The organism is Variovorax raffinosi (genome assembly GCF_051216615.1).
GTDB lineage: Bacteria > Pseudomonadota > Gammaproteobacteria > Burkholderiales > Burkholderiaceae_C > Variovorax.
On sequence record NZ_JBPJZR010000013.1, the window covers coordinates 219,405 to 241,838 of the forward strand.

Below are 22,434 nucleotides of genomic sequence, written 5' to 3' on the forward strand. Positions count from 1 at the left end.
TTCGTTGGACGGCGAAAGAAAGTCATCGCTGCCACGCTCCCGATGCATCGACGGCGCCGGGCTGCAGCACCTGGCGCACCGGCCACGATTGCCACAGCCACAGCAGCTCGGAGACGGCCAGCAGCGTGGCCGCGCCCAGCAGGAACAGCACGCTCCAGCGGCTCAGCGTGGGCAGCTTGCGCGGTGCGATGTGCGAGAGCGTGCTGGTGTAGGCGCGCTCCGAGACCACGCGGTCGCGGCCCGAAAAATCGGCCTGGCGCTGGTAGACGAACTGGAACAGCTCTTCGCGGTAGCCGCGCAGGCGCCCGTCTTCGCCGGTGCCGCGGTACTTGCCCTGGAAGCCCAGGGCCAGCGCGAAGAGGTACAGCCGCGCCAGGTCGCGGCGCGAAGGTTCGCGCGCGGACAGCAGTTCCTCGATACGGCTGAAGACAAGGTCGCCGGCGATGTTGGTGCGAAACAGGGACGACTCCAGCAGGTGCGCCGTCCAGCATTCGCGCCCGATCCACGGCGTGTGCAGCAGGATCTCGTCGGCAAGCGCGGCCTTGAGGTAGCGCGCGTCCGCCACGTTCTCCAGCTCGAAGCGCGTGCTCTCGCGGCGCGACTCCAGCGATTGCAGCTCGAGCAGGTTTTCCAGATGCCGCGCGAGCGCGTGGGCCACGGCATCGGGGTCGGTTTCGCGGGAGTCCGCGGTGCGGTCGCGGGCCTTCACGATCTCGTCGTAGAAGGCGCGGAACTGCTTGGTGATGTGGTCGTCGACCGCGAGGTCGGGGAGGTTGCGTGCCATGGTGGAGCGGGTTCTCAGGTGCGTCACTCTTTGACGAAGAGCACGATTTCCTGTGGTGGCTGCGCGGTCGCGCCTTCGTTCGCATTGGCGATGACCAGGCGTTCGCCTGGCACCGTCAGCGCGGCGCTGGTCTGGATGGCATAGAGCAGGTAGCCCGAGCCAGGCCGCACGCCGAGTTCGTCGGCGGCATCGATGGGCGTGCGCACCGCGCCCAGCACGCGGCGCTCGCGCAGCGAGGGGTAGGCCGACTGCGCGCCCACGATGGCGCTGTCCATCCAGGCCAGCAGGTCCTTGTCCGACTGGCCGCGCAGGCCGATCACGAGGCGCGTGCCGGCGAGCCAGCGCGGCTGCAGCGTGGTCTCGAAGGCGCCCTGGCGGAACTCGAACTTGTGCTCGCGGTACTCCTGGCTCACCTCGGACACGGCATCGCGTAGCGCCAGCAGCAGCGGCGTGAAGACCCGCGAGGGATCGGCATGGTCGTAGTCCGACGGAACCGGCGGCAGGCCGCCGGGGCGCAACAGGCTCAGCGACGAGAGCAGGGCGCACAGCGCCCAATACAGCGCCAGCGGATGCAGATGCGGCGTGCGCAGCACGGCTTCGGCATGCGGCAGGCCCGACAGCAGGCTGCGCAGGCGGTCCTTGAGTTCGAGATGCGCCAGCCGGTCGTCCACGCGCGACGAGGGCACGGCGGTCTGCTTCGCGACGAAGGCCGCCTTGCCGCGCAGCTGGCCGAGCAGGGCGGCCGCAGCGGTCCACAACGGGTTGTCGCGCGCCACCTCCAGCAGCGGCGGCTGCACGTCGCCGAGCTTCACGACCTCGTTGTCCTTGAACACGTTGCCGATGCGCAGGTGCACGTGCGTGCCGGCAGGCACCGCGCCCGCGCTGAGCGCCAGCCGGGGCAGCAGGCGCGCAATGCTCGCGGGCTCCGCGTCGGACACCATGTCTTCCACCGGCTCGCCGGCCACCGAGCGAAAGCGCAAGGTGGCCGAGCGATGCCGCGTGGGCGCCGCGACCGGCAGGGTCAGGTAGATGTCGAGCGGCTCGCCGGCCAGTTGCGCGGCATGCGGTGCGAGCGACAGCTCCAGCACACCGTGCTCGGGCTTGGCCGCCGAATACTGGACGGCCGTGCCGTCCGGCAGGATCGCCTCGAGTGCCAGCACGCGCAGAAGGCCGGCGGGCAGCAGGCCGTGGTCGAACACCAGGCGGCGCACGCCCCAGCTGAATGGCGCGGCGGCCAGCGTCTGCCAGGCCACGAGCGAATCCATGCGCGCGGCGGACTGCTGGAAGTGCTGCGGCGACAGCAGCATGCCTTCATGCCACTCGATGCGGTCGGTGATGGGCGCGGTCCTAGACATGTCAGACATGGCGGGCTCCTGCGCAGGGAAGGTGGCGTTGGTTTTTCACGGGGTGTCCGGGGTTGCTCATCGTGCGGTGGACACGTCGAAGTTCTGGATGTCGAAGCGGGCGGTGACGGCGCCCTTGAGGTCATCCACGCGCATCCGGTTGGCACCCGGCGTCGCGTAGTTGGCGTAGACGAAAACGGCCGTCACGCGCGGCGCGCCGAGGCTGCTGGCGGGCACGCGGATCGTCTGGCCCGGCACCAGCTCCCAGGAGCGGTACGTCAGGCTCTGCGGAAAGGTCTTCTGCAGGTCGGTGCGCGCGCCGAACCACTTGGCCGCGGGAAGTTCGGCCAGCCGCCCGAGCATGGCGTCGTCGAGCACCATCACAAGGTCGACCGCCACCGGGCTGTTCTGGTTGGCGCCGGGCGCGGCCGACAGGGTCAGCTCGCTCCAGTCCACGCGCGTGCCCTTGGGGTTCATGAGCCCGCAGCCCGCGAACTGCACGAGCAGCAGCAGGGCGCCGGCTCCTTTCAAGACCATCTTCCGATTCATCGCGAAACTCCGGGGGGCGGGCCTGAGGGGGACAGGGCCGCGGGGTAGGTGGGATGCATGGGCTGCAGCAGCGCCTGCCGCGCGCCCACGGCAACGCCCATCAGCATGATCAGGAGGGCGGCCAGCACGCCGCCGCCGGCCAGCAGCGCGACGTGGGCGCGCGTGAGCACCAGGCGCAGCGGCTGTGCGGGCGGCGCGGCCGCTTCTGGCGCCGCCACGCGCTCGGACGGCAGGCCGGCCGAAACGATGGCGATCAGCACGCAGGTGGCCAGCAGCGTCAGCAGGTTGCGCGGGCCTTCGCAGATCAGGTCGATGGCCAGAAACAGCGCCAGCGCCGCCTCGACGGGCAACTGGAGCAGCGACAGCACGATGCCGGCATAGCCCACGTTGGTCAGGCTGCTGTTGCCGGCCGAGGCGAAGGCCGCCAGCGCGGCGCCCATGCCGACCATGCCGATGTCGGCCGCGCTGAGCGAGCGGTCGTACAGGTTCGCCACGAAGAGCGCGAGCAGCACGTAGTACAAGGCCGAACCCGCGCGCAGGAAGACCGAGGCCGTCGGCACCACCAGCTCCACGATGCCGCGGCTGAAGCCCAGGCGCGCGCTCATGGCCTCGATGGTGTGGGGAATGCTGGCGGTCGTGCTCGACGACACCAGGCTCACGAGCATCGGCGTCTTCAGGTGCTGCAGCACTTCGGCCAGCGGCTGGTTTCCGCGCCGGTGGATCACCGCGATGGCGGCGCCGGCGAGCAGCAAGACCAGCACGACGAAGTGCAGCAGGAAGCCACTCATGGCGCGGATCGTTGCAACATCGGTCTGCGAGAGCACATGCGCGGCCATGCCGAAGGCCACCACGGGCAACAGGATGTTGGCGCGCGCGATGATGAGTTCCAGCGTGCGGTAGACGCCCTCGAACAGATGGTTCAGTGCATTGTTCTGCGCGCGGGCGAGCGCGGCGAAGGCCAGCCCGAACAGCAGCGCGCACGACAGGATGCCCAGCGAACGCCCCTCGGCCAGCACACGAAAGAAGTTGTCGGGCAGGAAGCTGGCGCGGGTGCGCTGCGTATCCGCTGCGGGTGTGCCGTCGTCTTCTTCCCAGAGCCGCATCTCGATGTCGCCACCGCCGCCACCGGCCTGCTGCACCAGCTCGCCGAGGTGGGCGCGCGATTCGCTGTCCAGCTGCGCGCCGGGCCCGTTGACCCAGCCCAGGGCCAGCCCGGTGCCCGCGCAGGACAGCACCAGCAGCAGCGCCAGGCCCGCGATCATGAGGATGCGCCGCCCCGGAAAGGGCAGCGCCATGGTCTGGCGCAGACCGAAGAAGGTGGCGACCACGAGCAGCGGAATGGCCGCCATGCTCACGATCGACAGGTAGACCTGCGCCGCGACGTACGCCACGTTCCCCAGCGCGGGCGCATAGACGCCCGCGAGGCCGCCGGCCGCCATGCACAGCAGCAGGGCGAACAGGCTGTGGGACATGCGCGTCAGGAAATCCATGCCGGCCTGTTCCATCCCTTGGCGAGCGCGAAGGCCACCGTGGCGCGCGCCAGCTCCAGCGAGCTGTCGACCAGCGCGAGCGGCGTGGGCGCGGCGGCGCGCGCGGCAATCGGGATTTCGGTGCAACCCATGATCACCGCCGTGGCGCCGGTCGCGGCGAGGGCCGCGAGGGCACGCTCGAACGCGGCCGTGCCCGCCGGCACGTCGCCCGCCTTCACGGCGCGGATGCAGGCATCCACGTGGTCCTGGCCGGTGCTGCCGTCGGGCACGAAGAAATCGATGCCGCGCTCGCTCAGCGCCGCCTGGTAGAAGCCCGAGGCCAGCGCGCCGCGCGTGGCCAGCACCGCCACCCTGGCCTGCGGCGTCGCGGCCACCGCGGCAACGCAGGACTGCGCGATGTGGATCACCGGCGCATGGCTGCGGGCCGCGATCTGCAGGTACCAGTGGTGCGACGAGTTGCAGGGAATCGCGACCACGCCCACGCCGATCCGGTTGAGCACGTCGACGCTGGCGAGCAGCGCGGGAAGCGGGTCCGCGCCCGTGCCCAGGATCGCGCTGGAGCGGTCGGGCACGTGCGGCAGGCTGGCCACGATCACTGGCAGGTGCTCCTGGTCGCATGCGGCCGGTGTGAGCTGGATGATCTTGTCCATGAAGTCCACCGTGGCCGATGGACCCATGCCGCCGAGAACGCCGATGCGTGACATGCGCGGCTCCTAGATCTTGAGCGGTCGCGGGCAGACCACGGCGACGGCGGCGGTGTTGCCGATGACCAGCACCAGCGTGCGCAGCATGTCGCACACCGGGTCCACCGCCAGGAAGAGGATGAACGCGGCCTCGAAGGGCAGGCCCAGGTAGGCGCAGGTCATGCCGACCAGGGAGACCGTGACCAGCCCGGTCATCCCGGCGGAAGCGAAGCCCGCGAGCACCGAGGAGGTGAGCACGATGCCGATCTCGACCGGCGACAGCGAGCGCCCGTAGATCTGGGCAATGAACATCGTGGCGCAGACGTAGTACACCACCGGCCCGATGCGCAACAGCGACACCGTGAGCGGCACCAGCAGCTCCACCCGCGAGCGCGCGAAGCCCAGGCGCGTCACCAGGCTCTCGATCATGATGGGCATGCAGGTCGCGCTGCTGCGCGTGGCCAGCGCCAGTGCGAAAGGCCCGCGCAGTGCATTGAGCGTCTGGCCCAGCGTGCCGTTGGAGCGCTTCCAGATGATGGCGGCCGCCACCGCCAGCAGGATGAGCGAGACCACCAGGAATGCCAGCACGAATTGCCCCATGGCGCGCAGCGGCTCGATGCCGGTCTTGCCCAGTTGCGCGGCGCTCATGCAGAACAGCACCACGGGCAGCGGAAAGCTCAGCCAGCGCATGAGCGTCTGGCAGGCGTGGTAGACCGTCTCCAGCGCCTGCGTCAGGCCGTCGGAGATGCGCGTGGGCACATGGCCCACCGCCAGGCCGAAGAGCAATGCGAAGACCAGCGTCTTGAGCGTGTCGCCATTGGCCAGCGCCGAAAAGATGTTCGCGGGCACCAGGCTCACGAGCAGGTCGGCAAAGCTCGCGGTCTTCTTGACCTCGTCCACGCCGCGCAGGTTCATCGCCGTGTCGCTGGCGCTCAGGTCGCCGCCGACGATCTGGCCGAAGGTCTGCATGGTGCTGCTCGGCAGGTTCTCGCCGGGGCGCAGGACCAGCAGGGTGACGGCGCCCGCGATGGCCACGAAGGCCGAGAACGCGAGGAACACAAGGGCCACGCGGCCGAGCAGGCTGGCCGTGCCGCCATCGCGGAACAGCCGCTGCAGGCTGAAGATCACGGCCGAGACCATGAAGGGCAGCGTGATCATCTTCAGCAGGTCGACATAGATGTCGCCGACGAAGCCCAGGCTCACCGCGAGCGCGGGCGCGAGCATGCCGAAGGCCACGCCGGCCGCCAGGCAGGTGATCACGACCCAGGGGTTGAGGACGAAGGCGTAGAGCTTGGTGAAATTCATGGCGATGGGGCGTGTGCCGTCCGGTTCAGCGCTCGAGCGCCTGCAGGACCTTGTGGATGTCCAGCTTCTCGGTGCGCTGGGCCAGGAACTGGTTGACGTAGGCCAGCAGCGTCGGATCGGTCACGGCCACGCCGATGCCCAGCGTGTCCTCCAGGTCCTTGAGGGTGACGGTGCGCAGCACGAGCGACACCGTGGGGTCGGCCTTGAGCACGCGCTTGACCTCGAACTCGTCGCGGTAGGCGCTCACGATGTCGCCCTTGTGCAAGGCCACCAGCACGTCGTTCCAGGTGGCGAACTCCTGGACCTTGGCGTGCGGGAAGTTGGTGCGCGCGTAGTCCGCGAAGGACGACTTGGCGATGACGCCGATGCTGCCGCTGAAGGTGCGGATGACTTCCGGCAGCGGCCGCCCGTGCGAGAGCTGCGCGAACTTCACGCGGTTGAGGATCAGCGAATGGTTGAGCGTGAGGTAGGCGTCGCTGAAGGCAATGGTCTGCGTGCGCGCCAGCGTGCGCGAGAGCTTGCTGATGGCCAGGTCCGCCTGGCCGCTGGCCAACAGGTCGACCACCGCGTTGAAGGTACCCGCGTCGCGGTTGAAGCGCAGCTTGACGCCCAGTTCCTTGGCCAGCGACTGGGCCAGGCCTACTTCGAGTCCGGTCCATTGGCCGCTGTCGTCGAAGAAGAAGAACGGCGGCGTGTCGACCTTGAGCATCGCCACCACGAGTTCGCCCCGGGTCACGATGCGCGCGATGTCGGGTGCGAGCAGCCGGCCGTCGGGCACGCGCACGAGTCCGTTCACGGTCGTGGGGACCGCGGGCGGGGCTGGCGCGGGGTCGGCTTGCACGGCGGGAAGAAGGGGGGCCGGCGTGGCGGGTGCAGCGGGCGCGGTGAGCACGCCCTGCGCCATCGGCCGTTCGCCCGCGGCATGGGCGATGCCGCCCGCGCACAGCGCGGCCAGTGCAAGGAAGGCGGGAAGGGCGAGTCGCCGCAGCGCACTGTGCATGCCCGAGTGGCGCCGGTCGTTCGTCGTGCGGTGGGTCTGTGTGTTCATGGGGTGGAGGCAGGGGGCGTTGGGGCGGCGGCGGGCGTGGATGGCGATGGCGCCGGCGGGGCGACGGCCGGCGCCGCCACGGCTGGAGCCACAGGCGCAACAGGCGCCAGCAGCTTGCCGATCTCGACACCCATCACGAAGAGAAGCACGCACAACAGCACCAGGCAGGTGACGGTGATGGCGACCATCCGGGAGGTCATCGTGAAAACGTATTGCGACATGGCGGGGCGATGGCTCGGGTCAGGGAATCATTGAAGTGAACTGCCCGGGTGCGACGACCTGGATCACGCCGGCCCAGTTGCACATGAGCTTCGAGCTGTCTTGCAGGCAGGGCAGGTTGCCGACCAGCACGGTGGGAGAGCCGGGCGCCCAGGGCGCGACCGTCACGGGCACACACGGCATCGGCGTCAACACGCCGAGCGCGGCGGCCGTGGCCGCGGCCACCGTGGGGTTCGCCATGCTGCTGCACATGCCGAAGGGCAGGATGTTCGCCATCGGCTTGTTGTCCATCACGGTGGCGGCCGGCAGGCTGCCGGCCATCACGCCGCTGACGGGCAGCACCACGAGGCTCGAAGGTGCGGCGCCGAAGCTGCACTGCAGCGTGGCCCCCATGCAGACGTGCAAGCCCATGCCTCAGCCCCCCTTCACGAATTTCTCCAGGCTCTTCATGAAGCCTGGTGGGGAAGACGAGGCCACGATCTCGCGGCCTGCGTCGTCGAAGCGGCGCGGACTGCCAGCGGGCTTGCCGTTGCGGTAGGCGATCTCCTCCATGAGCTGGCCGTTGGGCCAGAAGCGCCGCAGCGGGCCGTGCAGCACGTTGGCGCGATAGGTCGACGACTGGGCAACACCGCCCTGGGGCAGGTGGTCGAGCGTTTCGCCTTCGAGCAGGCCGGCGCGGTAGCGTTCGCGCCGCACCACGCGCCCTTCATTCAGGTAGACAGCATCGCCGTCGAGGCGTCCGGCCAGATAGGGCAGCCGGGCGGTCGCGTCGCCCGATTCGGCATACGCCACCGCCTCGCCATGCAGCACGCCGCGCACATGGCGCCTTTCCTGCATGAGCTTGCCGCTGGGGTAGTAGGTGCGGGTGATGCCATCGGCAAGCCCATCCAGGCGCTGCGTTTCCTGCAGCAACTGGCCCTGCTCGTCGAACAGGCGCATCGGCCCGTGCGGCACGCCGGCCAGGTACGAGGCTTCCATCGCGGGCTTGCCGCCCGCCGCGAAGACCAGCATCGGGCCATGCGGCACGTCGCCCACGAAAGACACGCGCGCCGCCAACTGGCCGCCGCCGTCGAAGGCTTCCCGCACCACGGCCTGCGGTGCGGCAGCAAGCGCTGGAGGGGAAAGAGAAGAAAGGGCCATGGCGCTCAATTGATCTTGACCAGCCCGCCCTTGAGCGCGAGCATGCCGCCGCCTTCGACGGCGTGCATGCCCGAAGCCTTGCTGCTGATGGCCGGCGCCTCGTTCGAGAGCGAGGCGCCGCCCTTGGTCGACAGGGCGATGCCGGCTTCGGCCTTGAGGTTGGCGGTGGCCTTGGCGCTGAGGTCGGTGCCCGCCTTCAGGTCGAGCGACTGGGCCGACTTGATGACAAGGGTGCCCGTCACGTCGATCACCAGGTTGCCCGTGACCTTCAGCTCGAAGTTGCCGGTGACCGTCTGCGTGAAGTCGGCCCGGTTGGCGTGCGTCTCGTTGCCCGTGATCTCCAGCGCGCGCGTGCCCTTGACTGTGTGGGTTTCGTTGCCGGTGTCGACCTTGATCGTGCGGTTGCCCTTGGCGACGCTGTGCGTCTCGTTGCCGGCCATCACGGTGGTGGCAAGGTCGTTCTCGACTTCCACGCGCATGTCTTTCTGCGCGTGCAGGTAGAACTCCTCGGCGTCCTTCTTGTCCTCGAAGCGCATCTCGTTGCCGGCCGCGCCGCCCTTGGTCGAGCGCGAGCGGATCGCGCTTTGCGTCGACATGCCCGGCAGCTCGAGCGGCGGGACCTGCATGGCGTTGTAGACGCTGCCCGAGACCAGCGGCCGGTCGGGGTCGCCATCGACATAGCTCACGACCACTTCCTGCCCGATGCGCGGCAGGAAGAGCGCGCCCCAGCCGCTGCCGGCCCAGGCCTGCGAGACCCGGACCCAGCAGGAGCTTTTTTCGTTCTTCCGGCCCTGGCGGTCCCATGGAAACTGCACCTTGATGCGGCCATGCGCATCGGTCCAAATTTCCTCGCCCGGCGGGCCCACGACCTGCGCCGTGTGGCTGCCGGCCACGACCGGGCGCGGCGTCAGGCGGGGCGCGCGGAAAGGCGCGGTCGGCGGCAGGGTCTCGAAGCTGTTGCTGTAGTGATCGTTTTGCGCATGGTGGCGCACGCTGTGCACCGCCTGGGAGCCGTTGAGGTCGGCGCGCGAGTGGCCGGACAGCGTGAAGGTGCCGCCCGGCAGCAGGTGGTGGCAATGGCTTTCGCCGCGCGCAACCTGGCTTTGTGCATGGTGCTCTTCCACCCGGATGCGTGCGCGCGCCGGGCCCGCGGCGGCCGTGACGCGCCCGGGGTATTCGTAGTCGAGCCCGCGGCCGTCGCGGCCGTCGGCTTGCGCGAGCAGGTCGGTCTCGGGCATGAGGAAGTCGTAGTCGTCCACCGCGTGCGACATGGCCACCAGGCGTGCGTCGGACTCGAAGCGGGTGACCGCATGAACGCGCTGGCGGCCCTCGGCCTCGCTGCAGACCGACAGCATCTGCGCATGCGGGCAGGGCGCGTACGCCGAGTTGCTGTCGGCCAGCACCAGCGTGTGGGCGCCGTCCGAGAAGCTGAAGAAGTAGAAGATGCCTTCTTCTTCCATCAGGCGCGAGACGAAGTCGAAGGCCGTCTCGTCGTAGCGCACGCAGTAGTCGCGCTTCGCGTAGCTGCCGCCCAGCCGCAGGTCGAAGGCAACGCCGAAATCGCTCAGCACCTGCTGCACGATTTCCGGCGTGTTCAGGCTCTGGTAGATCACCCGGTCGCGACCCAGCGTGAGCAGCCACATGCGGGGTACGAGTTCGAGCGAATAGAGCGCGAAGTCGTTCGCGCTGCCCAGGTAGGTGAAACGCGAGACGATGCCGTTGAAGTGGCGCGCCGCGTCGTCGGTGCGCTGCATCGTCACGGTGGCCGAGGTGCCGATCACCTGGTCCGCCGGCAAGGCGTCGGAGGCCGCGCGCATCGTGAGCGTGCAGGAAAAGAGCTGCGACAGGCCCTCGGTGGCCTGGAAGGTGTCGAGCAGCAACACGTCCTGTCCGAGCGCGGTGCGCACGGACAGAAAGGCCTCGTTCTGGGTGTAGCCGGCGCGCATGGTCATCCGCTCAAGGTGGCGGGCTCGAAGCGAAAGACGAAGGCCCCGTCTTCGTCCGCCGCCATGTGGACGGCGCTGAAGGGCGCGGCCATCGAGATGCGTTCGAGCACCTGGCGCGAGAGTTCGGGCAGCACCGCGTGGGCCAGGATGTGGTCGATGTTGCGCGCGCCGCTGTCCACCTCGGTGCAGCGCGCGGTAATGACGTCCTCGACCTGCGCGTCCCAGGTGAAGCTGGCGTGGTGGTTCTGCGCGAAGCGCCGTGTCAGCTTGCCGAGCTTCAGGGCCACGATGGCGCGGATCTGCCCGTCGCCCAGGTGGTGGTAGGGCACCAGCGCCAGCCGACCAAGAAAGGCCGGGCTGAACTGCTTGAGCAGCTCGGGGCGCAGCCGCTCCACCAGTTCTTCCGTGTCGGGGCGGCGCCCGCCCTGCGAGGCCTGCGTGATCACGTCCTGCGCGGCATTGGAGGTCAGCAGGATCAGCGTGTTCTTGAAATCGATCTGCACGCCTTCGCCGTCGTCCATGACGCCCTTGTCGAAGACCTGGAAGAACAGCTCCAGCACATCGGGATGGGCCTTCTCCATCTCGTCGAGCAGCACCACGCTGTAAGGCCGGCGGCGCACCGCCTCGGTGAGCACACCGCCGCGCCCATAACCCACGTAGCCCGGCGGTGCGCCCTTGAGGCTGGAGACGGTGTGCGCCTCCTGGAACTCCGACATGTTCACGGCGATGACGTTGCGCTCGCCGCCGTAGAGCAGGTCGGCCAGCGCGAAGGCGGTCTCGGTCTTGCCCACGCCGCTGGGGCCCACGAGCATGAACACCCCCACCGGCTTGCCGGGGTCGTCCAGGTCGGCATGGAAGGTGCGGATGCGCCGCGCAATGGCGTCGAGCGCCGGGTCTTGCCCGACCACGCGCTCGGCCAGCTTCTCCTTGAGGTTGAGCACGGTGTGCAGCTCGTCGGTCATCATCTTGCCGACCGGAATGCCGGTCCAGCCGGAGATGACTTCGGCCACGACGCCGCCGTCGACGCACACGGGCACCATGGGCTCGTCGCTCTGCAGCGCCTCCAGTCCCTTTTCGAGGCGGCGCAAGGTGGCGGTGAGCAGTGCGGGGTCGTTCTCTTCGTCGGGCGGCGGCGCGTCGTCGCGCAGGCTCTCGGCGATCTTGCGGCGCAGCGCGACGATCTCCACCACGGCGCGCTTTTCTTCGTCGAGCTTGTCGGACAGGCGCCGCTGTTTCTGGCGCGCGGTGTCCAGCCGCGCGGTGAGCGTGGCAATGGCTTCCTGGTGGTCGCCGCCGGTGGCTGTTTCGTGGCGCAGCACGCGCAGCTCGCTCTCGGCGGTGGCGATGTCGCGCGACACGGACTCCAACTCGGCCGGCAAGCCGTTCTGGCCGATGGCCACGCGCGCGCAGGCCGTGTCGAGCACGCTGATGGCCTTGTCGGGCAACTGGCGGCCGGTGATGTAGCGGTGCGAGAGCTTGACCGCTTCGCGCACGGCTTCGTCCACGATCTCCACGCCATGGTGCTTTTGCAGCGTCTCGACCATGCCGCGCAGCATGTCGATGGCCACGTCTTCGCTGGGCTCCTCGACCTTCACGACCTGGAAGCGCCGCGCCAGCGCGGGGTCGCGCTCGACATATTTCTTGTACTCGGCCCAGGTGGTCGCGGCGATGGTGCGCAGCTCGCCGCGCGCAAGCGCGGGCTTGAGCAGGTTGGCGGCGTCGCCCTGGCCTTCGGCACCGCCGGCGCCGATGAGCTGGTGCGCCTCGTCGATGAACAGGATGACCGGCGTGGGCGAGGCCTTGACCTCGGCGATCACCGACTTGAGCCGGTTCTCGAACTCGCCCTTCACGCCGGCGCCGGCCTGCAGCAGCGCCAGGTCGAGCGAGCGCACGGACACCTGGCGCAGCGCGGGCGGCACGTCGCCCTGCACCACGCGCTGGGCGAAGCCCTCGACCACGGCCGTCTTGCCCACGCCGGCCTCGCCGGTGAGGATGGGGTTGTTCTGGCGGCGGCGCAGCAGCACGTCGATGATCTGGCGGATCTCGCCATCGCGCCCGCGGATCGGGTCGATGGCGCCGTCGCGCGCCAGTTGCGTCATGTCGACCGTGTACTGGTCGAGCGAAGGCGTGGTCGAGCTGCCGCGGCGGGCGGTGGGCATCTGCAGCGTGGGCGTGTCGGGCGCCGTTGTTGGCGCTGCATGCGCGGAGGGCTGTGTGGCCAGCGCGGCTGCCGCCGTGTCTTCCGGCGAGGACTGCAGCAGGCCCGCGATTTCCTCGCGCAGCGGGCCACGCGGAATCTGCAGCAAGGCCGGTGCCGCGTCGACCAGCCGTCCACGCAGCCGGTCGACTTCGAGCAGCGCCAGCATCAGCGTGCCCGAGCGGATGTGCTGCTGGCCCAGCAGCATGGAACTCATCAGCCATGCCTCCTGGAACAGCGAGGCGAAGTCGGGCGCCAGCGTCGGTGTGCGGCCGTTGCCGCGCTTGAAGGTGTCCAGCGACTGCTGCAGTTGCGCCTGGACCGTGTCGGGGCGGATGGAAAAGCGCCCGAAGACCAGCAGCAGGTCGGGCGCCTCGTTGTCGACCAGCCGCAGCAGCAGGTGCTCCAGGTCGACGTCGTAGTGGGTCTGCTGCACGCACAGCTCGGCCGCCTGCTCCATGGCGCGCTTGCATTCGGGGTTGAGCCTGCCGAGCAGGGTGCGGATGTCGATGTCCATACGGGGCGTGCAAGTCAGGCGCGGTCTGCGCCCGTGTCGATGGCGTTGCGGGTCCACCGGTGTCGAACGGGTGGCAGCGGGCCGCGAAAGGCCGGGCCCGCGACCCACGATGTCCAGCCCAGGCGCATCGGATTCGCTGCGCCCAGGACGCTGCTGCGCGCGGCGGCGGGAGCGAGCTTCAGTTCCATTTCCACGTCGAGGTCGCGCGGCACGAAGCGGCGCACCAGCCACTGCGCGAGCGCGTGGTCGCCGCCGCCGGGCAGCAGGCCCAGCAGCCGCTGGCGGCTCAGGCCGCTGAAGGCCAGGCGAATGCCGGCGCCCTGGTCCCAGACGCGTTGGCCGAGCACGGTGGCCGGCCCCAGGCGCGTGCCCGCATCCAGCCGCAAGAAGGCATCGGGCTCCAGCGCGTGCCAGCCGCCGCGAAACTGCGTGCCCTGCACCTGCACGCCCAGGCGGTCGCGCAGCATCGCCAGCAAGCCCGTCATGGACCGTGGCGCGCCACCCAGCAGGCCGGCATGGCGCAGCCACAGGGCGGTGTTGTCCGGCGCGCGCACGCCCGACCGGATGCCCAGCGCACTGGCCGCATCGAGCGTCGCGGCAAGGGTGGATTGCGCCGGTGCGCGCGGATGCAGCGCCACATGGTGCTTGCGCCGGCTGCGGTAGAAGAACGCAAGAAAGCGGTGGTTGAAGATGTCGAGAAAATCCGCGCTGGCGTGGTCGCGGCGCTGCCGGCGTTCGAGCAGGAGTTCGGCCACGTGCAGCGGCAGCGGTCCGCCGGCGCCCGCGAGCGAGAGCACGCAAGTGGTGAGCGTGAAGGGCTCGCCGGTCTGCGCCGCGCCATCGATGGCGCGCACGTCGCTGGCCTCGAAGGCGAGCGAGACGAAGGCGCGCAGCCGGACCGCTTCGCGCTCGCGCGGGCCCTGCGCCCGGCCCACGGCCACGGCGTCGGGCGCGGCGCGCTCCAGCAGGCTGATTGCCTGGAACAGGTTGAAGTCCTGCGGGCGGGCAGTCAGGCTGTCGATCACAGCACCACCTGGCGGCCGGTCATCGGTGCCCACTGCTTTCTGACTTCGTCGCCACGCCGCACCGCGAGGCGAACGAAGGAGTTCACCGAGGTGTACATCGCGAAGAAGCGCGCGAGCACCGCCGACATCATGAGCGGTGAGCCGCCGACGAAGGCGTCGTCCTCGAAGTCGAGCGTGACCTGGGTGCCCCTGCAGTAGCCGCGCCATGCGTCGGTGCCCACATGGGCGGTGACGCTGCACGCCGACAGGCCGGCGATGCCGCGGATCTGCGCATGGTCGCGCCGGCTGTCGGATGCGAACAGCAGCAGCATCTCGCGCAACTGCGCGCGGCCGGTGGAGCCGTCGACCAGCGACTGGTGGTTGAGCGTGAGCAGCGACACCAGGCGCCACAGCGTCTCGCTGCCCAGCGGCGGATCGCGCTGCGCGGTGGGCTCGTAGAGGCAGCGCACATGGGTGGGCTGCGGCGGCCCTTCGGCCACCAGGCGCGCGCCCACCGGCACCTGTTCGGCCAGGCGCCGGTTGGTGCACAGCAGGTGCGCATAGACCACGGGCTGCGCGGGCCGCCCCGGTTGACTTGCGGGGTCCACGAAGGACAGGAAGACATCGGTGCCGGGGATGTTCTCGCGCAGGCAGTGCGCGCGCCGTGAAGACCAGAACACCGCGCCGTCGTCGGCGTCGATGTGCCCGAGCGCGGCGAAGCCGGGCACGTCCACGGGCTTGTCGGCATCGGGGTCGGAGGCCACCACCGAGACGATGGAATGCACTTCGGTGAAGGCATCGCGCTGGCGGTCGGGGACCAGCAGGTATTCGTAGTGGCGCTGGTCCATCACCAGCGGCTCGCTCACGCGTGCGAACAGGTTCACGATGGGCGTGCAGCCAAGCTGGAAGTTGTCGGCATCCACATGCCGCAGCGCGCGCGAAGACCGGTCGAGCTGAAAGGCCAGCTCGCAGCGACGACCGCGCCCGAGCCGCGCGCGCAGATGGTGCAGGTCGAAGAAATGGAACTTGCGCGGAAACGCGAAGTACTCCTGCAGCAGGCCGTAGGCGGGTTGCGCGTTGGCGGGCTGCGGAAGCACTTCCTGGTCTTCGGCATAGCCGACCTCGCGCCATGCGTCGGCGGGCAACGCATGGGGCACGCCGCCCTCGGGCGTCACGCTCACCGACTTCACGCCCGAGACCAGGGCGTCGTACAGCGGCATCGTGGTCATCCAGTCGCCCTGCAGGTGAATGCGCAGGTTGTCGATGTCGAGTTCGCCGAAGTCCACATCCGCATGGCATTCGAGCGTCAGCCGCAGCACGGCGTCGGCATCGATGCCCGCCTGCGCGACGCGCACCGGCCACAGCACGGTGTCCCACGCGGTGCGAAAGCGGCACTCCTGCGATTGCGTGGTGCGCGCATGCAGGGCGGTGTGGCGGGCCACATGAAAGCCGGCCGTGACCTTGCCCTGGGTCGCATCGAGCTGGAACTGCGCCACCGACATCGACGGCAGCGGCTGGACCAGCGAGGGGCACAGGTTGTCGAGCAGGGCGCAGGCGACGTCGGGGAACTCCTGGTCGAGGTCGCGGTGCACGCGTGCGGAAAGAAAGGCCACGGACTCGATCAGCCGCTCGGTGTGCGGATCGAGCGACTCGCCGCCATGCAGCGCGAGCCGCGAGGCCACCTTCGGATAGCGCTGGGCGAAGTCGGCGCCTTGCCCTCTCAGGTAGGACAGTTCGCGCTTGTAGTACTGCAGCAGGTCGCTGTGCTGGATGTCGGACACGTCAGGTGACTTTCATCAGGCTGTCGGGCGTGCCCAGCAGCATCTCGAAGTCGATGCGACGCCGTTGGAGGTCGGCCCGTGCCTGGGCGCCGATGCGAACAAGGGCCAGTTCATGGCGGTCCGGCGAGGCGCTCACGTGAACGGTGACGTCGGCCAGCCGCGGCTCGTAGCGCTGCACCGCCAGTCGCAGCGCGGCCGCCACCTGCTCCAGGTCGGAGGCGCTCTGCGTGCCGAGCGCGCTGAAGTCGGGAATGCCGTACTCCAGCACCGTGCCGCTGCCTTGCGCATAGTCGGCGCCCGACAGCGGCGAGCGGGTGTTGAACAGGAGGCGAAGCTCGCGCCCGATGGATTCCTGCAGCGATTCCATCGTCGCCAGATGGGCGCCGGTGCCGTGCGTTGACGGCGCCGACGCCAGCCGGTCGAACAGGGGGGCGACACCCCCTTTGGCGAGTTCGGACACAGTGAGGGCCGGATGCCTGCGTCAGTTGGGCGCGTTCGTCGAGATGTTCCACATGAAGGGTGCAATCCCTTCTTGGCCGCCTTTTTCCTTTTGCTTCGTGTACTCGACCTTGATCTTGGCGAAGTTCAGGGAAAAGGTTTCCGTCGGAGGTTCTCCGCCGCTCGACAGCGACACGCTGGTCAGGATCACGTCGGCCAGGGTCACGACGATCAATGGCAGAAGTTCGGCATTGTCTTCGCGGGTGAACGTGATGACGGAATCGCCCACGAAAATCTTGCCTTGCGCGAGCGCCTGCAGCAACTGGGGCGTGGCGGAATCGCTCAGGCGCACCATGCTGATCTCGGAAAAAAGCGGCTTGTCCTTGGTCCGTGTCTGGTTGGTCGTGCTGGTGAACACGTTGAGGGTGCCGCCGAACTGGAAGGTCAGGACTTCCAGCGATTCTTCGTGTCCCTTGACCTGGGTTTGCCCCTTGACGCCGGGGACCTTGAGATAGATGGCCATCTGGTGTTTCTTTCTGTCTTTGAATGCGAATGCAGGGGACTCAGGCCGCGGCAGCGGCCGGAAGATCCGCCACGAGACGGATGGATGCCGAGAGTTCTTCGAGCTGGAAGTGCGGCTTGAGGAAGGCGATGGCCCGGTACGAACCCGGCTTGCCCGGCACTTCCGTCACGTCCACGCGGGCCTGGCTCAACGGGTACGCGGCCTTCAGCGCCTGCGGGGCTGACGGGCTCACCAGCACGTAGTTGGCCAGCCAGTTGTTCAGGTGCTTTTGCAGGTCGGCTTGCGTCTCGAAGCTGCCGATCTTGTCGCGCACGATCACCTTGAGGTAGTGCGCAAAACGCGATGCGGCCAGGATGTAGGGCAGGCGCGCCGAGACCGCCGCGTTGGCGTTGGCCGCGTCCTTGTCGTAGACCTTGGGCTTGTTCACGGTCTGCCCGCCGAAGAAGGTGGCCGAGTTGGAGCCCTTGGAATTGACGATGGCGATGAAGCCCAGGTCGCTGAGTTCCTTTTCGCGGCGGTCGGTGATCGTGACCTCCGTGGGCGGCTTCAGCGCGATGTCGCCTTCGTCCGTCTTGTAGGCATGGGCCACGAGGCCGTCGACCTTGCCGCCGCCTTCGACGCCGCGGATGGCCGTGGTCCAGCCGTAGACCGAATGCGCCTGCGTGATGCGCAGGCCGAGTTGGTAGGCGGCATTGGCCCAGAGATACTTCGAGTGGTCGGTGCCGTCCACGTCTTCTTCATAGTTGAAGTTGTCCACCGGCACGGTCTTGGCGCCGTAGGGCAGGCGGGCCGCGTAGCTGGGCAGAACCAGCGAGACGTAGCGCGAGTCTTCCGAGTCGCGAAAGCCGCGCCAGGCGGTCAGCTCGGCGCTCTCGAAGGTCTTGGACAGGTCGCGCGGAATGCCCAATTCGGTGAACGACTTGAAGTCGAACAGGCCCGGCGCGGCGGCCGCGATGAACGGCGCATGCGCGGCGGCGGCCACGCGGGAGATGCGCTCCAGCAGCGCGATGTCCTGCGGGTGGCGGCCGAAATAGTAGTCGCCGATCAGCAGCGAATAGGGGTGGCCGCCGTAGGTGCCGTACTCCTCTTCGTAGATTTTCTTGAAGAGCACGCTGGTGTCGTGGTCCACAGCGGTCTCCAGGTCCTTGAGCAGGTCCTTCTTGCTCACGTTGAGCAGTCGCAGCTTCAGGTTGGAGCCGGTCTCGGTGCCGAACACGAGATCGCGCAGGCCGCGCCAGGAGCCTTCGAGGGCCTGGAACTCGGATGCGTGAAGGATCGCGTTGAGCTGGTCCGTGAGCAGCCGGTCGATCTCGGCCACGCGCTCGTTGATCAGCGTAACCACGCCCTTGCCGGGGCTGGTTTTCATACCTTCGTCGAGGATCTGCGAGGCGAGCTGGCCGATCAGCTTCTTCGCGTAGGCACCTTGCGAAGGCTCGGTCACCATGTTGCCTTCGTAGACGATCTTGTCCAGCAAGCCCATTTCACTGGTCGTGACGGTTGCTGCGCCGCCGGTATCGGCAGCCTTGGATTTATTGGCCATCTTCATCACCATTCAAAAGAGGTCGGGCACGCGCCTTCTAGGCAGCGGCCGACGGGTTGGTTACGCTGCCGGGGTTTCGGCCTCGGTGGACGACTTGGCTTCGGTAGAGGCCTGCGGGGCCGGCGCGGATGCGCCGCCGGCCTGGGCCTTGGCCTGGCTTTGAACGGTCTTGAGGTCTTCGCTGTTCTGCACCACGCTCTCGAGCAGGTCGTCGAGTTCGTCATTGCCGTCGAGCTTGGCGAGCAGGTCGCGCAGTTGCTGGCGGGCTTCGAGCAGCTTGGCTAGGCGAGGCACCTGGCGAACGATGGACTCGGGATGGAAGTCGCCGAACTCCTTGAAGTCCAGCTCGATCTTCAGGTTGCCATCGCCCTTCATGGTGTCGGGCACCGACAGGTCCAGGTGCGGTGCGATGTTGCCGAGCACCTCGTCGAAGTTGTCGCGATCGACCTCGACGAAGCGGCGCTCCTTGAGCTTGGGCAGTGGTTGCACCGGCTGGCCCGACAGGTCGGCCAGCAGGCCCACGACCAACGGGAGTTCCTTCTTTTCGACAGCGTCCCCGATCTCGACGTCGTACGTGATCTGGACGCGCGGCGGACGATTCCGTCCCACCCATTTTTGCAAGCTGTTCGACATTTTTTCGCTCTCAGAAAAGGTTGAATTGACAAAGGAAAGAACGCTGGAAATTCCGGCAGTTCTCTTCGCGCCGATGGCGTGCTGCGTGTTGTTGTTGAACTCCCCGGCATCGCGTTGGAGATGGGCGAAAGATACGAGTTGACATATCTGCTAACAATCCCGGAAAACTGGTAGAGAACCAAATACCGCAGGAGAAACAGGCCCGCCGCAGGCACGCCCGTCACATGGAAAACTTTTGATACCGACGGTAAGCATCGCCATCCTAGGAGCCCTGATCGCGATGCGCATTGGCCCAAAGTACGATGCCGCCGCGTGCGTTGTGTGCTACTGCGCGGGCGCATGCGCGTTTGAAAAGGGCCGTGTGAATCACGTCGAAATCGGTGACCGGATTTCGTGAACGCGAGATAGATGTCGCGGTGCATTTTGCGAATCGCGTGCGGCTTGAAGCACCTGAAATGCGATGGCTGAAAGCCCTTCGAATCGCAAGCCTTTGCGAAGGCTCGCTCGAGTGCCACTCGCCGCAACTCACCTAGAATTTCTCGTTACACGGCGTGATAAATCGCAGACGTGAAAGGGGGCCACCCAGTACCACATTCGCTGCGGACATTGCTGTTCTGCTGCAAGCCACCAAATGCCCACCATCCTGTTGATCGACGATCACGCCATGTTCCGCGAGGGCCTGGCGCTCGCATTGCGTCAGGAAGATGCCGGCCTTGTGATCGAGACCGCAGGCAGTGGCATGGAAGCCTTGGCTTTGCTCGCAGCAATGCCTTCGGTACCAGATGCCGTGATGACAGACTTCTATCTGCCGGATCTGGCGGGCGCCGCACTGCTGGGGCAATTGCGTCGACGCCGGGCGGGCCTGCGCATCCTCGTGCTCTCCGCCTCCGAAGATCCACTGGACGCCGAAATTGCGCTGGCCGAAGGCGCACACGGCTTCGTGCACAAGTCGGCCGACAGCAAGCAGTTGATGGAGGCGCTGCGCCGCGTCATCCAGGGCCAGAGCGGTGTGATGTGGGCATGCCCACTCGGGCCGGCGTCGATGCCGATCCTGGCGGGCACGGCCGGTCCGCTGGCCCGCTTGTCCGCGCGCCAGACCGAGGTGCTACACCTGTTGTGCGACGGACTGCGCAACGCCGACATCGCGCAACGGCTGAGCACCACGGAACGCACCGTCAAGGCGCACATCTCGGCCATCTTCTCTGCACTCGAGGTGAGCAGCCGCACCCAGGCCGTGATCACGGCGCGTCGCGCAGGCCTGCTGGGCCGTCCCCGATAGCCTTCAGGCCAACAGCTGTGCGATTGCTGTGCGCAGTTGCGTGGGGTCCACCGGCTTGTGCAGCAGCGGCCATCCGCGTGCGGCCACCTCGATCAGGCGCTGCGGATCGGTGTCGCCGCTGACCAGCAGCGCGGGAATGGTGTCATCGTTGTATTCCTCGTGCAGCCGGTCGATGGCCTGGATGCCGGTCTGGTGATCGCGCAGGCGGTAGTCGCTGACGATGAGGCTCGGCTTTCCTGGCACCGCCTCGATCAGTTCGAGCATTTCGGCCGCACCGGCAGCGGCGACCACGCGATGCCCCCAGCCTTGCAGAAGCAACTGCAGGCCGTACCGGCTGGGTGCGTCGTCCTCGATCACAAAGATGAGCGCGGACTCCGGTTGCGAGGGCGCCTGCAGCGCCGTGTCCGCGGTGACCTCATTCACGGGAGTGCCAACTTTGGCCATCGGTACGGTCAGCCTGAAAACTGTGCCGCGTCCCACGCGTGAGCGCATCGCGAGCGGGTGTCCCAACAACGTGGCCGTGCGACGCACGATGGCCAGTCCCAGGCCCAACCCCTTGGCGCGATCACGCTCGGGGTTGCCCAGTTGATGAAACTCCCAGAACACACGTTCATGCTCGTCGGGCGGAATGCCGGGGCCGGTGTCCCAGATCTCGATGCGAAGCGCATCGCCGACGCGTCGGCAGCCGACCAGCACTCCGCCGCGTCCTGTGTGGCGGATCGCGTTGTCGACAAGATTGCGCAGGATGCGGTCCAACAGCGCCGGATCGGACAGCACCGTGGTATCCGAAGGCCGCATGCGCAGCACCAGCGAGCGGCTGGCGGCCTGCGGCGCGAACTCCAGCGCGATCTGTTCCAGCAGCCCGTCCAACGCAAAGGGCTGCACGCGCGCCCGCACCACGCCGGCATCCAGCCGCGAGAGGTTCAACAGTCCTTCGAACAACGCCCCCATCGCCTGTGTTGCACGCGAGATGTTATCCACCAAGTGGCGACTGAGCGCAGGCAACGCTTGCTCGCGCAGCACGCCGACGAACAGGCTCAGGGCGTGCACCGGCTGGCGCAGGTCGTGGCTGGCTGCCGCAAGGAAACGTGACTTGGCCAGATCGCTTCGCTCTGCGGCTTCCTTTTCCTGTTGCAGCCGCTTCAACAAATCGAGGTTCTCGAAGCGCAGTTGCAAGGAGTCGACCTGCGTGCGGTGCATGCGGTGGGCGAAGGCCAGGGTCACGAAGAGATAAAGCATGCCGGCCAGTCCCATGACCTGGAGCAGCGGGTGTGGCAGTAGGGCCAAGACGATCATCGAGGGCAGGAAGTACGGCACCTGGAAGCCGTAGAGCAAAGGCAGGTCGATGCAATAGGCATAGATGGCCCCCGTTCCCATGGTCAACAGCGCGATGACCAGGAACATCTGGTGGGCCATCGGAACCTTCAACATCCAGCAGGCGATGGGCAGGCCCCAGAGCAGGCCACCAGCGGCTGTGCCTGCCAGCGTGTAGCGGCGCCAGCGATGCAAGCCCACCTCATCTTCTGCGAATCGATAGCGCCATGCACACCAGCCGCGCGCGGCCGTCAGCGCTGCGTTGGCCACGGCCCAGGCGGCCAATTGCGCATGCGGAACAACGCTGTAGAGGGCCGCGATCACCAGCGCCACGGTCAGCAGGACGCCGAGCAGCGCAAACGGCAGATTGCGCCGCAGAGCCGCCATGCGAGCGGCAAAGACCGGGATGCTGGAGGGAGTGGACGGCAGAGCATTCATCGGATCGTCGAGGTCCAGGCAAAAGGCGCAGGCGCGCGAAAACGGCCGGACCGCAAGGCCCGACCACGGCGGATGAATCCATATGCTGATGCAAGCCATCGCACCTGTCATTGGACTTTAGTCCAATGCGCCGCGCGCCAAGGATGCGTAGCATCGCGCCGCCATGCCTTTGTCGCACCATCGTCGCGACTCTTCAATTCAAAGAAAAAAGCAGGAGAACAAATCAATGTACCGTGTCTGTCGACCCGTTTTCCATCGCGCGC

Annotated in this window: 20 protein-coding genes; 1 reads left to right on the forward strand and 19 read right to left on the reverse strand. The window is 67.8% G+C overall.

Going from position 1 to position 22,434, the window contains the following annotated elements; translation table 11 throughout:
• Positions 1-22: 22 nt before the first annotated feature.
• The 18 genes from ACSFB7_RS30820 to tssB are packed head-to-tail and all read right to left on the reverse strand — an operon-like array spanning position 23 to position 19,140.
• Positions 23-784, reverse strand: coding sequence for a DotU family type IV/VI secretion system protein (locus tag ACSFB7_RS30820; RefSeq protein ID WP_435476132.1), 762 nt, complete (start codon positions 782-784; stop codon positions 23-25).
• A 23-nt stretch (positions 785-807) separates the two neighbouring features.
• Positions 808-2,148 (reverse strand): type VI secretion system baseplate subunit TssK, encoded by a 1,341-nt coding sequence (gene tssK, locus ACSFB7_RS30825; protein WP_435476133.1) that lies wholly within the window; start codon positions 2,146-2,148, stop codon positions 808-810.
• Positions 2,149-2,205: 57 nt separating this feature from the next.
• Entirely contained in the window at positions 2,206-2,664 is a 459-nt protein-coding gene (locus tag ACSFB7_RS30830; protein ID WP_435476134.1) for a hypothetical protein, read from the reverse strand.
• A gap of 8 nt (positions 2,665-2,672) precedes the next feature.
• Entirely contained in the window at positions 2,673-4,166 is a 1,494-nt protein-coding gene (locus tag ACSFB7_RS30835; RefSeq protein ID WP_435476135.1) for a dicarboxylate/amino acid:cation symporter, read from the reverse strand.
• Positions 4,154-4,870 carry a cysteate racemase gene (cuyB, locus tag ACSFB7_RS30840; RefSeq protein WP_435476136.1) on the reverse strand — a complete coding sequence of 239 codons (717 nt, stop codon included), beginning with the start codon at positions 4,868-4,870 and terminating at the stop codon, positions 4,154-4,156. The genes ACSFB7_RS30835 and cuyB overlap by 13 nt, the downstream gene beginning before the upstream one ends.
• 9 nt (positions 4,871-4,879) lie before the next feature.
• A complete protein-coding gene (locus ACSFB7_RS30845) occupies positions 4,880-6,154 on the reverse strand; it encodes a dicarboxylate/amino acid:cation symporter (RefSeq protein ID WP_435476137.1) in 1,275 nt (424 codons plus the stop codon).
• A 25-nt stretch (positions 6,155-6,179) separates the two neighbouring features.
• Positions 6,180-7,202: an ABC transporter substrate-binding protein gene (locus ACSFB7_RS30850; protein ID WP_435476138.1), complete on the reverse strand. Its 1,023-nt coding sequence runs from the start codon at positions 7,200-7,202 to the stop codon at positions 6,180-6,182.
• Complete coding sequence (locus ACSFB7_RS30855) at positions 7,199-7,423, reverse strand: hypothetical protein (protein ID WP_435476139.1); 225 nt, start codon at positions 7,421-7,423, stop codon at positions 7,199-7,201. Before ACSFB7_RS30855 ends, ACSFB7_RS30850 begins: the two co-directional genes overlap by 4 nt.
• 19 nt (positions 7,424-7,442) lie before the next feature.
• Positions 7,443-7,832: a DUF4280 domain-containing protein gene (locus tag ACSFB7_RS30860; RefSeq protein ID WP_435476140.1), complete on the reverse strand. Its 390-nt coding sequence runs from the start codon at positions 7,830-7,832 to the stop codon at positions 7,443-7,445.
• A 3-nt stretch (positions 7,833-7,835) separates the two neighbouring features.
• A complete protein-coding gene (locus ACSFB7_RS30865) occupies positions 7,836-8,561 on the reverse strand; it encodes a toxin-antitoxin system YwqK family antitoxin (protein WP_435476141.1) in 726 nt (241 codons plus the stop codon).
• Positions 8,562-8,566: 5 nt separating this feature from the next.
• Complete coding sequence (locus ACSFB7_RS30870; RefSeq protein ID WP_435476142.1) at positions 8,567-10,507, reverse strand: type VI secretion system Vgr family protein; 1,941 nt, start codon at positions 10,505-10,507, stop codon at positions 8,567-8,569.
• A gap of 2 nt (positions 10,508-10,509) precedes the next feature.
• A complete protein-coding gene (tssH, locus tag ACSFB7_RS30875; protein WP_435476143.1) occupies positions 10,510-13,221 on the reverse strand; it encodes a type VI secretion system ATPase TssH in 2,712 nt (903 codons plus the stop codon).
• A gap of 14 nt (positions 13,222-13,235) precedes the next feature.
• Entirely contained in the window at positions 13,236-14,279 is a 1,044-nt protein-coding gene (tssG, locus tag ACSFB7_RS30880; protein WP_435476145.1) for a type VI secretion system baseplate subunit TssG, read from the reverse strand.
• Positions 14,243-16,006 (reverse strand): type VI secretion system baseplate subunit TssF, encoded by a 1,764-nt coding sequence (gene tssF / locus ACSFB7_RS30885; RefSeq protein WP_435476146.1) that lies wholly within the window; start codon positions 16,004-16,006, stop codon positions 14,243-14,245. Before tssF ends, tssG begins: the two co-directional genes overlap by 37 nt.
• Before the next feature lies 1 nt (position 16,007).
• Complete coding sequence (gene tssE, locus ACSFB7_RS30890; RefSeq protein WP_435476147.1) at positions 16,008-16,466, reverse strand: type VI secretion system baseplate subunit TssE; 459 nt, start codon at positions 16,464-16,466, stop codon at positions 16,008-16,010.
• Between the two features lie 21 nt (positions 16,467-16,487).
• Positions 16,488-16,967, reverse strand: a complete 480-nt coding sequence (locus ACSFB7_RS30895) for an Hcp family type VI secretion system effector (protein WP_435476148.1) — start codon at positions 16,965-16,967, stop codon at positions 16,488-16,490.
• 40 nt (positions 16,968-17,007) lie between these two features.
• Complete coding sequence (gene tssC, locus ACSFB7_RS30900; protein WP_435476149.1) at positions 17,008-18,507, reverse strand: type VI secretion system contractile sheath large subunit; 1,500 nt, start codon at positions 18,505-18,507, stop codon at positions 17,008-17,010.
• 60 nt (positions 18,508-18,567) lie between these two features.
• A complete protein-coding gene (gene tssB / locus ACSFB7_RS30905) occupies positions 18,568-19,140 on the reverse strand; it encodes a type VI secretion system contractile sheath small subunit (RefSeq protein WP_435476150.1) in 573 nt (190 codons plus the stop codon).
• 631 nt (positions 19,141-19,771) lie between these two features.
• Between tssB and ACSFB7_RS30910 the strand changes: the two genes are divergently transcribed.
• Positions 19,772-20,419: a response regulator transcription factor gene (locus ACSFB7_RS30910; RefSeq protein ID WP_435476151.1), complete on the forward strand. Its 648-nt coding sequence runs from the start codon at positions 19,772-19,774 to the stop codon at positions 20,417-20,419.
• Between the two features lie 3 nt (positions 20,420-20,422).
• Here the strand turns inward: ACSFB7_RS30910 and ACSFB7_RS30915 are convergent, their stop codons facing one another.
• Complete coding sequence (locus ACSFB7_RS30915; protein WP_435476152.1) at positions 20,423-22,171, reverse strand: ATP-binding response regulator; 1,749 nt, start codon at positions 22,169-22,171, stop codon at positions 20,423-20,425.
• Positions 22,172-22,434: the final 263 nt, after the last annotated feature.

Bases quoted from the DNA above. Each gene is read 5' to 3' on its own strand.
- ACSFB7_RS30845 (WP_435476137.1), bottom strand. From the start codon at position 6,154: ATGAATTTCACCAAGCTCTACGCCTTCGTCCTCAACCCCTGGGTCGTG.
- tssB (WP_435476150.1), bottom strand. From the start codon at position 19,140: ATGTCGAACAGCTTGCAAAAATGGGTGGGACGGAATCGTCCGCCGCGC.
- ACSFB7_RS30870 (WP_435476142.1), bottom strand. From the start codon at position 10,507: ATGCGCGCCGGCTACACCCAGAACGAGGCCTTTCTGTCCGTGCGCACC.
- ACSFB7_RS30895 (WP_435476148.1), bottom strand. From the start codon at position 16,967: ATGGCCATCTATCTCAAGGTCCCCGGCGTCAAGGGGCAAACCCAGGTC.
- ACSFB7_RS30910 (WP_435476151.1), top strand. From the start codon at position 19,772: ATGCCCACCATCCTGTTGATCGACGATCACGCCATGTTCCGCGAGGGC.
- ACSFB7_RS30855 (WP_435476139.1), bottom strand. From the start codon at position 7,423: ATGTCGCAATACGTTTTCACGATGACCTCCCGGATGGTCGCCATCACC.
- cuyB (WP_435476136.1), bottom strand. From the start codon at position 4,870: ATGTCACGCATCGGCGTTCTCGGCGGCATGGGTCCATCGGCCACGGTG.
- ACSFB7_RS30915 (WP_435476152.1), bottom strand. From the start codon at position 22,171: ATGAATGCTCTGCCGTCCACTCCCTCCAGCATCCCGGTCTTTGCCGCT.
- ACSFB7_RS30850 (WP_435476138.1), bottom strand. From the start codon at position 7,202: ATGAACACACAGACCCACCGCACGACGAACGACCGGCGCCACTCGGGC.
- ACSFB7_RS30820 (WP_435476132.1), bottom strand. From the start codon at position 784: ATGGCACGCAACCTCCCCGACCTCGCGGTCGACGACCACATCACCAAG.
- tssK (WP_435476133.1), bottom strand. From the start codon at position 2,148: ATGTCTGACATGTCTAGGACCGCGCCCATCACCGACCGCATCGAGTGG.
- ACSFB7_RS30860 (WP_435476140.1), bottom strand. From the start codon at position 7,832: ATGGGCTTGCACGTCTGCATGGGGGCCACGCTGCAGTGCAGCTTCGGC.
- ACSFB7_RS30835 (WP_435476135.1), bottom strand. From the start codon at position 4,166: ATGGATTTCCTGACGCGCATGTCCCACAGCCTGTTCGCCCTGCTGCTG.
- ACSFB7_RS30865 (WP_435476141.1), bottom strand. From the start codon at position 8,561: ATGGCCCTTTCTTCTCTTTCCCCTCCAGCGCTTGCTGCCGCACCGCAG.
- tssH (WP_435476143.1), bottom strand. From the start codon at position 13,221: ATGGACATCGACATCCGCACCCTGCTCGGCAGGCTCAACCCCGAATGC.
- ACSFB7_RS30830 (WP_435476134.1), bottom strand. From the start codon at position 2,664: ATGGTCTTGAAAGGAGCCGGCGCCCTGCTGCTGCTCGTGCAGTTCGCG.
- tssC (WP_435476149.1), bottom strand. From the start codon at position 18,507: ATGGCCAATAAATCCAAGGCTGCCGATACCGGCGGCGCAGCAACCGTC.